Source organism: Microbacterium sp., from assembly GCF_029263575.1.
Classification (GTDB): Bacteria; Actinomycetota; Actinomycetes; order Actinomycetales; family Microbacteriaceae; genus Microbacterium.
Window position 1 is genome coordinate 1 of record NZ_JAJUFV010000087.1, and the last position, 12,381, is coordinate 12,381.

Consider the following 12,381-nt stretch of genomic DNA (forward strand, 5'->3'; position numbering starts at 1 on the left):
CGCGAAGACGACGGCTCCAGCTTCGGCCGCATCGCCACCGACCTCACCGGCGACGGCGTGCTGTCACCGACCGGCCTCACGGACTGGTCGGAATCCACCGTTCGACGCGCCTATGCGTCGGCTACAGACCACCAAGGGAATCCACTAGAGAGAGGCACCACCATGTCCACGAAGTTCACGCCTGGCCCCGTCGTCACCGTAGGCGATCTGGAGGTCGGCGACACCGTCTTCCTCCGCGACCGCATCGCCCAGACAGGCGGCGAGCGCGTTCCGATCGCTCCGGTGCGAGTCACCGCGCTGACGCCGATCCCGAACGGTCGAGTGCGGGTCTACGTCCGCAACGCGAACAGCGGCAGCGCCGTCGAGCAGCGTCTCCTCGGCGATCTGCCCGCGACGCGCGAGTTCCGCTCCGCAGTCGAAGCCGCGTAGGGCAAGCAATGCGCACTCGTCCCCTTCCGCTACGCAAGAGCCACGGCACCGGGCACAACCTCCACCCGGACACCGAGCGGGTGCCGGCCTATGCGTTGCGGGAGGGTGACGTAGTGCTGGAGAGCTACGGCCACCCCGCCGTTATCACGCATATACGCGGCGTGCACCGGCTCGAACTCCGCGCCCGGTACATCTGGCAGCAGCCGCACGAGACGCCCTGGACCCTGGGCCGGTACAACGCGGTCCGCATGTTCGACAGAGCGCTACCCGGCGAGTACTAATCCGAATTCCTCACCAAGGAGATTGAGATGGCCCACATCACAGAAACCGCGACGTCGAAGGGCACCCGCTACACGGTGCGCTGGAGGCCCGCACCCGACAAGTTCCGCAAGCGCTCCTTCTACGTCAAGCGCGAGGCGGAGCGGTTCGCCGACAAGGTCGAACGCGAACAGGCAGACGGCAACAGCACCGAGCCGTTCGCCGTGCGCGGGAAGAAGTTCCGTGAGGTTGCGGAGCGGATGCTCGACGCGGAACGGCCACGCCTCAAACAGAACACGATCGACGCCTACGAATCCGCATTCAACGCGCATGTCTACCCCGAGTTCGGAAACCGACAGATCAACACGATCACAGCCGCCGACCTGGACGCCTTCAACGCGATGATGCGCACCAAGCCCAAGGCCGACGGCAAACCCCGCACCGAGACATCGGTCCTCGGCACATACAAGGCCGTAGCGCGGGTGCTGACATACGCCTATAAGCACCGCCTCATCGCGTTCAATCCCTGCGTAGCCGTCGCCCGACCGAAGGCCGACACCCAAGAGGCGCGGTTCCTGTCCGTGGCCGAGGTCAACAGACTCATGGCGCACCTGTCCACGCAGAAGCCCTACGATCTGCTGGTGCGGGTGGCGGCGTACGCAGGATTGCGCATCGGCGAGGTCGGAGCGCTCCGCATCCGCGACATCGACCTACGCCACGGCGAGATACAAGTTCGCCTGAATCGTACCGAGACGTCCAAGGGACTCACCAACGGCACGCCCAAGAGCAAGGCCGGTGTGCGGGATGTGCCGATCCTGGACGAGACGCTACTCCGCGAGCTGGCCACGTACCTCCGGCAGCACCCGCACCGCGACAACCTGGAGGCCGACCTCTGGCCGGGTAAGACGCCGGGGCACACCAAGATCAACTACGACTGCGTATTCCGACCGAAAGGCTTCTATCGCAGCACCTTCAAGCCAGCGTGCGATGCGGTCGGGCTGGCAGGGCTGCACTTCCACGAGCTCCGCCACACGTTCGCCACGCTCGCGCTGGAGTCCGGACTGTTGACGATGTACGAACTGTCCGTGGCGATGGGCCACGAGTCTGAGGCCGTCACGAACAAGATCTACGCTCACATCCGCAAGCGCGACCACACCGCCCGTCGCGCCGCATTCTCCGCGTTCCTGGCAGAGTCCGCAGCGCCACCCGCTCCTCTCCGCCAGATCGGGAGTTAGCGGGACTCAACCGACGTTTACATAGACCCGAACGATTCTGCCATCATGCTTCTCGGCGAACACCGGATACATGCCGTCACCCCAGGCTGTACCAAAGGCAACACCGGCACCGGCGTGCCCCTTCGCGAACCCCAGTTCTCCATGTCCGCCTCCGCTCAGCGTCGAACGGCAAGCACCGTCGTAAGAGTAGTTAAAGACGGTGTCTTCTGTTCGCTCGACCGGCCCTTCTACCGCGAATGGCTCCCGTCGCCACTCTGAGTCGATATAGCAGGGGTCGGTGACCATCAGTTGACCGCTGTCGACCGCTACCTCGCCAATCAGGTCAACCTCGATCTGAGGAGGAACGTCGGTCTCGTCCAGATCGTCGCCCGACTCGATTGACGGGGAGTCTTCGCCGTACGCCTCATCCTCCAGCGCAAGCATGGCACGAAAGCCTTGGGCTCGAAAAAGGTCCTGCTCCAGTTCAGCCTTGTCTTTCTCCAACGCGCGCACGGCAATGGCATCGAACTCTTTGTCAGCTTTGAGCCGAGCAACCTCGCCGTCTCGGATCTGGATGCGCTCTTCGAGCACCTTCTCCATCACCTCGGGGCTACGCTTCTCCAGCTCCTGCGCTTTGTCCTTCCAAAAGTCACGACTCTTCTCGGCAGCCTCAAGGGTCGCATCCTTGACCTCGCTCACCGCTTTCAAGTTGTCGACGTAAAGCTTCCAGACCACCGCGCCACCGATGAGGGCGCCCGCATTCAGGAGCAGCTGGATAACAGATACCCACTCACTGACCCACTCCGGCATCGCCGATCCCCTGTCTCTCGCCGAATAACTATGTCCATCCTGGCGGACGTGTCCGACATCTGTGGATAACCGGAGTCCTTTTGGAGTCCCACCCGTTTTCCGAACATGCAGAAGGCCCGGCAGATTCTCAGATCTACCGGGCCTTTCTCGGTCGGGCTGACAGGATTTGAACCTGCGACACCTTGACCCCCAGTCAAGTGCGCTACCAAGCTGCGCCACAGCCCGTTGTGCTGCGCTTGCGCGCAGGCAACTCCCCTATCTTAGCCGCACGCGAACCCGTTCGCGAACCAACCTCTTGCCTCGTGTCCGTGCCCGGGCGTAACCTGCCGCGTATGCCCACGATCACGACTGCTCTCGCCAGCCCTGGGATCTGGGACGACATCCAGCACGCTCTGAGCGGTGGCGGTGATGGTCGCAGCTGCCAGTGCGTGTGGCCCGTCCTGACGAACAAAGAGTGGCAGACCACCGACCTCGACCAGCGTACGGTGTTGTTCCAGCAGGAGGTCGCATCCGATCGCCCTCCGGGCCTCGTCGCCTACGTCGACGGGGAAGCCGCCGGATGGATCCGCATCGGCCCACGCCCCGCGCAGCGACGCCTCGGACGCACCCGCAACGTCGTCGCGGCAACACGCCAACCCCTCGATGACGAAAGCGTCTGGGCGGTGAGCTGCTTCGTCGTGCGCAGAGAACATCGCGGGCAAGGTCTCAACGCCGCCCTGCTCGACGCCGCCATCCACTTCGCCGAAGACTCCGGCGCGCGAACGATCGAGGGCTACCCGATCGACACCGCCCAGACGAACGTGCGCGTCAACGACCTGTTCCACGGTGCTCTGTCGACGTTTCTCGCCGCCGGGTTCACCAAGATCGACGCACCACGCCCCGACCGCCCGCTCGTCACGCTCGACCTCGAGCCGGCATCCACGACACCGCCCAGCGCAGCCTCCGATACGCGCAATCTACGATAGAGGCATGCAACGCAGCACCCCGCGACGAATGCTCTGGCCCTGGGCGTTCCTCCCCTACATCGCGATGTCGATCGCGCATGTCATAGCCCTCGCGACCGACGCTGACTTCGCCGCACCGACGAAACTCTGGCTCATGCCCCTGCTGGCCGTGCCGGTCATCGTCTCGCTGCGCCTGCGCCCCGTCTTTGCGATCGTGTTTCTCCTGGCGGCGATCATCTTCTCGTGGCTGGGCGACGGGGCCGGCGCGTTCTTCCCCGCCGGCCCCGAGCTGCCCCTCATGCTGCTGTTCTTCGGCCTCGCCCACATCGCCTACATCACCCTCTTCGTCCGCACGCTGAGCGTGACGCGCCTGCCGTGGTGGACTCTCGTCTACGCCGCCTGGTGGATCGTCATGATCATCGTGCTCGGTCCGCACACCGGCGGCCTGCTCATCGCCGTCGCCGCGTATGGCCTCGTCCTCGGGGCCACCGCCGCCTTCGCCGCACGCTGCCATCCGCTCATCACGATCGGCGGCGTGTTCTTCCTGCTCAGCGACACCCTCCTCGCGTTCCGACTCTTCCTCCCCGACATGCCCGACTGGACGAGCCCACTCGTCATGCTCACCTACACGCTCGGGCAGGGCCTCATCGTCGCCGGTGCCCTCACCGCCCTGCGAAAGAAGACGGCATGACGGGCGGACAACTCACCGATGCCCCGGTCAGAGTCGACAGCTGGCTCTGGGCGATCCGCGTCTACAAGACCCGCTCTGCCGCGACCACCGCATGCCGTGCCGGGCATGTTCGCGTCAACGGCGATAAAGCCAAAGCCGCGCAGACGGTGAAGCCGGGCGACGAACTGCGCGTGCGCATCAGCGGCTTCGACCGCATCATCGTCGTCCGAAAGACTCTCACCAAACGCGTGGGCGCCCCCATCGCGGCCACCGCCTACGACGACCGCACGCCGCCGCGCGAGCCCATGGCCGCCCTCGCCGTGCGCGATCGGGGCGCAGGACGCCCCACGAAACGTGAGCGTCGCGAGATCGACCGGCTCCGCGGCCGCGGCTGACGCCGGCGCGCCGAGACGCCTATTCGGAGAGCCGCGCGCGCAACGCGGGCCAGGCGTTCGCGAAACCCGGATGCAGCGGCCGCTGAGCGACCTCGTCAAACGGTACCCATTCCAACGCAACGCTCTCCGGGTCACTGATCACCGGCTCGAACGGTGTGACGACATCGGCGACGACGGTCGTGTACGACCAGATCGTCAGGTCCAGTACACTCACGAACCGCACGGCCACAGCGCCGTCGGGCACGCCAGCTTCTTCTGTCGCCTCGCGCAGCGCCCCGTCGATCGCGGCCTCACCCTCGTGCAGCGCTCCGCCGGGCAGGCCCCACGTGCCACCGAAGTGGCTCCAGCTCACCCGGTGCTGCAGAAGTATGCCGCGTTCGGCATCGACCGCCAGCAGTCCTGCTGCACCGAAGCGCCCCCAGTACCGCTCTCCGGATTCGGCGATGACCCAGGCATCGCCCGGGTCACGCGGCCCATCCGGGCGTCGCGGCTCGCCGGGGCCAGGAGGAACAATCGTCACTCCCCCAGCTTTTCACAGCATCCCCTCTTCTGGGGCGTTCCGAGACATAAGCGGCAACGCGGCTCTGAAAGAATAGAGCGGTGAAGCTTCTCGTCGCCGCCCTCGAATCCGAACTCATCGCCTTTCCCGCCGACCTGCCCGGGTTCGACCGCCTGGTCACCGGCCCCGGCAAGGTCAAAGCCGCCTACGCCCTCACCCGCGCGCTCGATGCCGCTGACTACGACGAAGTCCTCGTGGTCGGCACCGCTGGCGCCCTCGACCCTGGCGTCGACGCAGGTGTGCACGAGATCCACTTCGCCTTCCAGCACGACGTGATCAACGAAGACGGTGTCAGAGGCGAGCACGTCTCGATGCCGCAGCGCATGACCCTCGGCGACGGCGACATGGCCATCGCCACCGGCGACAGCTTCATCGACGACGCCGACGCCGTGCAGTTGATACGCGAACTGGGCGGCCGGCTGGTCGACATGGAGTCCTACGTCTACGCCTGGATCGCCGAGCAGTTCGGCGTGCCGATCCGCATCTGGAAAGCCGTCTCCGACAACGCCCAGGACGGCGCGAACCTCACCTGGGAGCAGGCCGTCACCGCCTGCAGCCATCAGCTGCGCGACCGCCTCCGCGACGAATACGGCGTCTAGACGACAGGTCGGTACCGCACAGCCACCGCGCCAGAGCTGAACTCCCGACGCTGCACGAGCTCGAGCCGCACGCGCTCGCCAAGCCCCGAAAGCAGTGACGGTCCATGGCCGGCGATCACCGGATGCACGACGAACTCATACTCGTCGATCAATCCCCACTCGGCCAGTGCCAGCGGAAGCGTGACGCCACCGACCGACAGGTGCCCGCCCGACTCCTTCTTCAGCCGCACCACGGCCTGCGCCAGCTCGCCCTGCACCAATTCGGCGTTCCAATCGACCGCATCGAGCGTGCTCGACACGACGTACTTCTTCGCCGCATCGATCGCCTCAGCGAACGGGATCTCCCACTGCTGCATCCAATCCGGCCACGCGCCCGACGATGGGCGCCGCCACGCAGACTGCATCATCTCGTACGTCACCCGGCCGTACAGCACGGCACCAGCGCTCACCATCCCGGCCGTCCAGAACTGCATCAGCTCCTTGTCGGGAGCCACTCCTGCCTCGTGGTGGACGCAGCCGTCGAGTGTGATGTTGATCGAGTAGCGCAGCGGCCTCATGGCATATCAGTGTGCCAGAGCGTGAGCCCCCGCGCGCAGCCTCTCGGCTGCCAGTTCTTCGGCGGCGGCGAGCGGCGTGATCTCTCGCTCAGCTGAGTCCGCGAGGATCGTGCGCACCGTGTCGCCGATCTGCGAGACGCGCGCCATGATCTGCTCCCGCGTGCCCAGCTTCTTCGCCTCGTGATCGAGGTAGATCACGCCACCGGCGTTGACCACGAAGTCCGGCGCATAGACGATGCCACGCGCGGCCAGACGCTCGGCGCCGCTGTGCGATGCGAGCGGGTTGTTCGCCGGTCCGCACACGGCACGGGTGTCGAGCGCGTCGATGACGGCGTCCGTCAGCAGCCCGCCGATACCGGCCGGCACGAAGACGTCCGACGCGACGAGATGCTCCGTGCCCGGCTCCACCCACGTCGCCCCGAGCTCAGCGGCCAGATGCTGCCGCGCGGGATTCACATCCGTCACGGTCAGCACCGCGCCCTCGGTCGACAGCCGCACCGCCAGGCGGCCGCCCACCTGTCCGAGACCCGAGATCGTGATCCGTCGCCCCGCGACGTCGGCCGATCCGGTCGTACGCTCCAGCACGGCACGCAGCGACTCGTACACGCCGAGGCTCGTGGGCCCGGCGGGCTCACCGGAACCACCCGCGGCATCCGGAAGGCCCACAACGTGCGCCGTGCGCTCCGCGACGACCGCCATGTCGTCCATGGTCGATCCGACATCCTCCGCCGTGCGATACAGCCCGCCCAGTGACTCAACCGTGTCACCGAGATCGAGAAAAGCCGCCCGGCGTCGGTCGGCGTCCAGCTCGGTACCCGGCTCCAATGCGATGACCGATTTTCCGCCACCGGCGTCCAATCCGGCCGTCGCATTCTTCAGCGTCATCGCGGCCGACAGCCGCAGGGCGTCGCCGAGCGCGTCGCTCCAGTGCGGGTACGTCCACAGACGCGCACCGCCCAGGGCCGAGCCGAGAACAGACGAGTGCAGCGCCACCGCGATGAAGAGCCCGCTGCGCCGACCGGTAGTCACCTCCACGCGTTCGTGGGTGAAATCGGGCAGGGGCAGGGTGTGCGACATTGCGTCCTCATTCGACGGGCCTTGTGGGCGCGGCTACAGACACCGCCGTGTCGCGGCATCCACTTCCTATTGCACCACCAGCGTGGGCAAAGGGCAACTACCGCTGACGCTTCTCGCGCACCCGCATGTTGATGACGATCGGCGTTCCTTCGAACGCGTACAGCTCGCGCAGGCGCCGCTGGATGAACCGGCGGTATCCGGGGTCGAGGAAACCGGTCGTGAACAGCACGAACGTCGGCGGACGCGTCGACGCCTGCGTGCCGAACAGAATGCGCGGCTGCTTGCCGCCACGCAGCGGATGCGGGTGCTCAGCGATCAGTTCAGACAGGAACGCGTTGAACTTCCCGGTCGGAATGCGGCGATCCCAGTTGTCCAACGCCGTCTCCAGCGCCGGAACCAGCTTGTCGAAGTGACGCCCCGTCTTCGCGGAGATGTTCACGCGCGGAGCCCAGCTGACGTGCGCGAGATCCTGCTCGATCTCACGCTCGAGGTAGCGGCGACGATCCTGGTTCTCCATGTCGTCGTCGTTCAGGCGATCCCACTTGTTGAACGCGAGCACCAGTGCGCGGCCGGATTCCAGCACGAGATCGATGATGCGAACGTCCTGCTCGCTCAGCGACTCCGACACATCGAGCACGACAACGGCGACTTCGGCCTTCTCCAACGCCGCAGACGTGCGCAGCGACGCGTAGAAGTCCGCCCCCTGCTGCAGGTGCACGCGGCGACGGATACCGGCCGTGTCCACCAGGCGCCACAGCTTGCCGCCGAGCTCGACGACCTCATCCACCGGGTCACGCGTCGTACCGGCCAGGTCGTTGACGACGACGCGGTCTTCTCCGGCAGCTTTGTTCAGCAGCGACGACTTGCCGACATTCGGGCGTCCGAGAATCGCCACCCGGCGCGGTCCGCCGATCTCATACTTCGCCACCGCCGACGTCGTCGGCAGCTTCTCGATCACAGCGTCGAGCAGGTCAGCCACGCCGCGCCCGTGCACGGCAGAGGTCGGGTACGGCTCGCCCAGGCCGAGGTTCCACAGCGCCGCGGCCTCGGGCTCCTGACGGGTGTCATCGATCTTGTTCGCCACCAGGAACACCGGCTTGCCGCTCTTGCGCAGCAGCTTCACCACGTGCTCGTCGGTCGAGGTCGCACCGACCATCGCATCGACGACGAACAGCACGACATCGCACAGGTCGATCGCGATCTCCGCCTGCGCCGCCACCGAACGGTCGATGCCCTTGGCGTCGGGCTCCCAGCCGCCGGTGTCGACGAGCGAGAAGCGGCGCTCATTCCACTCGGCCTTGTACGTCACGCGGTCGCGTGTCACACCCGGGGTGTCTTCCACGACCGCTTCGCGGCGACCGAGGATACGGTTCACCAGCGCCGACTTGCCGACATTCGGGCGTCCGACGATAGCGACGACCGGCAGCGCGGGGAGGAACTCCACTCCCCCCTCCCCCTGCGCGAGACCGGCGAGAATGGCTGCATCGTCCTCATCGAGGTCGTAATCGGCCAGCCCCGCACGCAGCGCCTCAGCGCGCTGATCGGCGAGCTGCTCGTCGAGGGCGTCCATCTTCTCCGCGAGGATGTCCCGAGGTTCGGACCCTTCGACAGGCTCAGGGGCCGAGAACTCCGTCTCAGCGGCCGAGTAGTCCGGCTCAGACGCCGGGAAGTCATTGTCAGCGGCCATGTTCCGCTCCTTGCTTTCGCTCGATCACCGCGAGAACGGCGTCGATGGTCTGTGAAAAATCGAGGTCGGTCGAATCGACCACCTCTACGCCCTCAGCGGCGTTCAGGAAGTCGACGACAGCACTGTCTGAGGCATCGCGCTTGTGCAGCGCCTCGGCCACGACAGCGGCGTTCTCGCTGGCGAGTTCCCCCGCACGCCGGGCAGCGCGCACCTCCGGCGCCGCCGTGAGCAGAATCCGCACCGGCGCATCAGGCGCGACGACTGTGGTGATGTCGCGCCCTTCGACGATGACCGCCGTGTACGGCGCGGCGGCCACGAGCGAACGGAAGAAGATGTTCACCTGCTCGCGCACCGCCGGCACGCGCGCCACGCCGCTCACGGCATCCGACACCCGCGGTTCGCGGATCGCGTCGGTGATGTCGACATCGCCGATCACGATCGTGCGGTCGTCGGGGTCAAGACCGAGTCGAACATCGAAATCGGATGCCGCGCCCAGCACCGCATCGACATCCTCTGTGTCGGCACCACGGTCGAGAACGTGCCACGCCAGCGCCCGGTAGGCTGCGCCGGTGTCGAGGTAGCCATAGCCGAGCGCGCGCGCCGCGGCCTTCGAGACGCTGGACTTGCCGGAACCGGCCGGGCCATCGATCGCGATGAACTTCGCGGCCTGCGGCGTCGCGTCGGTGTTCGTGGGGTCAGTCATTGGTTGCTCCTGCAATCCGCCATCCGCGCTCTTGCAGCCCCTCGACCGCGCCGAGCAGGGCGGCCGGGGCCACGCTGATCTCGGCGAGTCCGAACTGTGCGCCCGGCGAATGCTCCAGGCGCAGATCTTCCACGTTCACATTCAGCTCGCCGAGCTCCCCGAACAGGCGCCCCAGCTGCCCGGCCGTGTCGTCGACCATGACGACGAACTGCTCGAACTTGCGGTTCTGACCGTGTTTTCCCGGCAGGCGATCGACACCGTCGTTGCCCTGGCGGATCGCCTCAGCCACGACGCGCCGTGCGCCCGTCGCGGTCGGCTCGCGCAGAGCATCCGACACCTCGCGCAGATCGTCAGCGAGGGCATCGAGAATCTCGACAACCGGCTGCGCGTTGGCTCCGAGGATCTGCACCCACAGCTCGGGAGCGGATGCCGCGATGCGCGTCGTGTCACGCACCCCCTGCCCGGCCAGACGCAGTGCGTCTTCATCTGCTGTCGCCAGGCGCCCGGCCAACAGGCTCGCCACGACCTGCGGCACGTGCGACGTGAGTGCGACCGAACGATCGTGCTCTTCGGGCGTCATCTCCAGCGGCATCGCGCCGACATCCAACGCGAGCGCCTCGACGAGGGCCAGATCGGCGGCGCTGGTCTCTTCATCGCGGCACACCACCCACGGCCGACCGATGAACAGATCGGCGCGCGCCGAGATCGCGCCGCCGCGTTCGCGACCGGCGAGCGGATGCGAGCCGATGTAGCGGGCGATGTTCACACCGCGCTCCGTGAGCGCACGGAAGGGCTCGAGCTTCACGCTCGCGACGTCGGTGACGACCGCATCCGGGTACCGCTCCAGCTCGGCCGCGATCACATCGGCGGTGACATCGGGCGGAACCGAGACGACGATCAGGGTCGGCGCATCGTCGTCACGCGCCGCACGGCCTGCACCGTAGTCGATCGCCAGTCGCTGCTGCGCCGGTGATGTGTCAGACAACACCACATCAACACCCTTGGCACGCAGTGCCTGGCCGATGCTGGCGCCGAGCAGTCCGGCACCGACGATGCGCACCGTCCCCGAAAGACGCGGCGCGTTGCCGTTGCCATGGGTTCTGGCGGTGTCGGTCACTCGTTCTCCTGGGCGTCTCCCGGCGTCTCGTCCGCAGGGGAATTCTGGCGCGACAGAGTCAGCAGCGCACCACGTTCGATTTTAGTCAGTTCTCGGCTCTTCCCCGCCGGGAGAGTTCCCAGGTGCAGCGGACCGAACTGTCGACGCACCAGTTCTGTGACCGGATGCCCCACCGCCGCGAGCATCCGACGCACGATGCGGTTACGCCCGGAGTGCAGGGTCAGCTCGACGAGGCTCGCCGACTTCGCTTTCGCCGACCCCGCCGACGCGTCGAGCAGTCGCGCCTTGTCGGCCTTGATGAAGCCGTCTTCGAGATCGAAGCCCTTCGTGAGCTTCGCGATGACCTGCGCGGTCACGACACCCTCGACCTTGGCGACGTATACCTTCGTCACCCCGAACGACGGATGCGCCAGCACATGCGCGAGCTCGCCATCATTCGTGAGAATCAGCAGCCCGCTGGTCTCTGCATCGAGGCGGCCGACGTTGTAGAGGCGCTCATCGAAATCCTTCGTGAAACGGCGAAGGTCAGGCCGACCGTTCTCGTCCTTCATCGTGCTGACGACGCCGGTGGGCTTGTTCAGCATGACGTAGCGTTTCGTGACATCGAGCTGAACGGCCGTGCCATCGACGTCGACCAGATCGACGTCCGGGTCGATGCGGCGACCGAGCTCGTCGACGACGACGCCGTTGACGCGGATGCGCCCCTCGACGATGTACTGCTCGACCACGCGCCTGGACGCCACGCCCGCAGCCGCGAGCACCTTCTGCAGCCGCACACCCTGGGGTGCTTCCCCGATCATCGGATGTTCCCTTCGTCGAAGCCTTCGGTGCCGTCGTCGAGCAGCGGCGAGATCGGCGGAAGCTCGTCCAGCGAGTTGATGCCCAGGTTCTGCAGCAGGGCATCCGTCGTACCGTAGTTGATCGCTCCGGTCTCCGCATCGGCGAACAGCTCGGTGATCAGCCCCCGCGCCAGCAGCGTGCGCACGACCGAGTCGACGTTGACCGCACGAATCGACGCCACCTGGCTGCGGGTGACCGGCTGCTTGTACGCGATCACCGCGAGTGTTTCCAGTGCCGCCTGCGAGAGCCGGGCGGGCGCCTGCCCTCCCACGAACTCGGCGACGAGCGCATCGAGGTGCTCGCGCACGAAGAGACGCCAGCCACCACCGACCTCACGAAGCTCGAACCCGCGCCGTGGCCCACGGCCGTTGCCGTCGTAGTCGTCGACGAGCGTCTCGATGGCCTGCCGCACCGCAGGGACGGGAGCACCGACCGCCGCCGCCAGCGCGACGAGTCCCAGCGGCTCATCGATGATCAGCAGAATCGCCTCGAGCTTCTCGGTCAGCGGAGTCTCGTGTGCAG

General features: G+C 66.6%; 14 protein-coding genes, 1 tRNA gene and 2 pseudogenes. 7 read left to right on the forward strand and 10 right to left on the reverse strand.

The window, feature by feature from the left end; genetic code table 11:
* From Q1J95_RS09900 to Q1J95_RS09910, 3 genes and pseudogenes are all read left to right on the forward strand, one after another.
* A pseudogene (locus Q1J95_RS09900) lies at positions 1-429 on the forward strand (hypothetical protein); the annotation flags it as partial.
* Between the two features lie 8 nt (positions 430-437).
* Complete coding sequence (locus Q1J95_RS09905) at positions 438-710, forward strand: hypothetical protein (protein ID WP_300267351.1); 273 nt, start codon at positions 438-440, stop codon at positions 708-710.
* Positions 711-737: 27 nt separating this feature from the next.
* Entirely contained in the window at positions 738-1,922 is a 1,185-nt protein-coding gene (locus Q1J95_RS09910; protein ID WP_300267352.1) for a site-specific integrase, read from the forward strand.
* Between the two features lie 6 nt (positions 1,923-1,928).
* Here Q1J95_RS09910 and Q1J95_RS09915 read toward each other — a convergent pair whose 3' ends face one another.
* Positions 1,929-2,711 carry a hypothetical protein gene (locus tag Q1J95_RS09915; protein WP_300267353.1) on the reverse strand — a complete coding sequence of 261 codons (783 nt, stop codon included), beginning with the start codon at positions 2,709-2,711 and terminating at the stop codon, positions 1,929-1,931.
* Between the two features lie 151 nt (positions 2,712-2,862).
* Positions 2,863-2,936, reverse strand: a tRNA-Pro gene (locus tag Q1J95_RS09920).
* A 107-nt stretch (positions 2,937-3,043) separates the two neighbouring features.
* On the opposite strand from Q1J95_RS09920, the gene Q1J95_RS09925 reads away from it, so the two are divergent.
* Genes Q1J95_RS09925 through Q1J95_RS09935 form a run of 3 tightly spaced genes read left to right on the forward strand, consistent with a single transcriptional unit; the run spans position 3,044 to position 4,720 of the window.
* On the forward strand, positions 3,044-3,676 hold the full coding sequence (locus Q1J95_RS09925) for a GNAT family N-acetyltransferase (protein WP_300267354.1): 633 nt from the start codon (positions 3,044-3,046) through the stop codon (positions 3,674-3,676).
* A 4-nt stretch (positions 3,677-3,680) separates the two neighbouring features.
* Positions 3,681-4,346, forward strand: coding sequence for a lysoplasmalogenase family protein (locus Q1J95_RS09930; RefSeq protein ID WP_300267355.1), 666 nt, complete (start codon positions 3,681-3,683; stop codon positions 4,344-4,346).
* Positions 4,343-4,720, forward strand: a complete 378-nt coding sequence (locus Q1J95_RS09935; protein WP_300267356.1) for an RNA-binding S4 domain-containing protein — start codon at positions 4,343-4,345, stop codon at positions 4,718-4,720. The genes Q1J95_RS09930 and Q1J95_RS09935 overlap by 4 nt, the downstream gene beginning before the upstream one ends.
* A 25-nt stretch (positions 4,721-4,745) precedes the next feature.
* On the opposite strand, the pseudogene Q1J95_RS09940 reads toward Q1J95_RS09935, so the two are convergent.
* Positions 4,746-5,240, reverse strand: a pseudogene (locus tag Q1J95_RS09940) (NUDIX hydrolase); the annotation flags it as partial.
* 80 nt (positions 5,241-5,320) lie between these two features.
* On the opposite strand from Q1J95_RS09940, the gene Q1J95_RS09945 reads away from it, so the two are divergent.
* Positions 5,321-5,878, forward strand: a complete 558-nt coding sequence (locus Q1J95_RS09945; protein ID WP_300267357.1) for a nucleoside phosphorylase — start codon at positions 5,321-5,323, stop codon at positions 5,876-5,878.
* On the opposite strand, the gene Q1J95_RS09950 is transcribed toward Q1J95_RS09945, so the two are convergent.
* The 7 genes from Q1J95_RS09950 to scpB all read right to left on the reverse strand — a co-directional run bounded on the left by Q1J95_RS09950 (position 5,875) and on the right by scpB (position 12,364).
* Positions 5,875-6,435: a dihydrofolate reductase family protein gene (locus Q1J95_RS09950; RefSeq protein WP_300267358.1), complete on the reverse strand. Its 561-nt coding sequence runs from the start codon at positions 6,433-6,435 to the stop codon at positions 5,875-5,877. The two genes, Q1J95_RS09945 and Q1J95_RS09950, sit on opposite strands and share 4 nt — an antisense overlap.
* Before the next feature lie 6 nt (positions 6,436-6,441).
* Positions 6,442-7,512 (reverse strand): Glu/Leu/Phe/Val dehydrogenase family protein, encoded by a 1,071-nt coding sequence (locus tag Q1J95_RS09955; protein ID WP_300267359.1) that lies wholly within the window; start codon positions 7,510-7,512, stop codon positions 6,442-6,444.
* Between the two features lie 97 nt (positions 7,513-7,609).
* Positions 7,610-9,082, reverse strand: coding sequence for a ribosome biogenesis GTPase Der (der, locus tag Q1J95_RS09960; RefSeq protein ID WP_300267363.1), 1,473 nt, complete (start codon positions 9,080-9,082; stop codon positions 7,610-7,612).
* A gap of 106 nt (positions 9,083-9,188) precedes the next feature.
* Complete coding sequence (gene cmk, locus Q1J95_RS09965) at positions 9,189-9,902, reverse strand: (d)CMP kinase (RefSeq protein ID WP_300267360.1); 714 nt, start codon at positions 9,900-9,902, stop codon at positions 9,189-9,191.
* Positions 9,895-11,019, reverse strand: coding sequence for a prephenate dehydrogenase (locus Q1J95_RS09970; protein ID WP_300267361.1), 1,125 nt, complete (start codon positions 11,017-11,019; stop codon positions 9,895-9,897). The genes cmk and Q1J95_RS09970 overlap by 8 nt, the downstream gene beginning before the upstream one ends.
* Positions 11,016-11,819 carry a pseudouridine synthase gene (locus Q1J95_RS09975; protein WP_300267362.1) on the reverse strand — a complete coding sequence of 268 codons (804 nt, stop codon included), beginning with the start codon at positions 11,817-11,819 and terminating at the stop codon, positions 11,016-11,018. The genes Q1J95_RS09970 and Q1J95_RS09975 overlap by 4 nt, the downstream gene beginning before the upstream one ends.
* On the reverse strand, positions 11,816-12,364 hold the full coding sequence (gene scpB, locus Q1J95_RS09980; RefSeq protein WP_300267364.1) for an SMC-Scp complex subunit ScpB: 549 nt from the start codon (positions 12,362-12,364) through the stop codon (positions 11,816-11,818). The genes Q1J95_RS09975 and scpB overlap by 4 nt, the downstream gene beginning before the upstream one ends.
* Positions 12,365-12,381 lie beyond the last annotated feature (17 nt).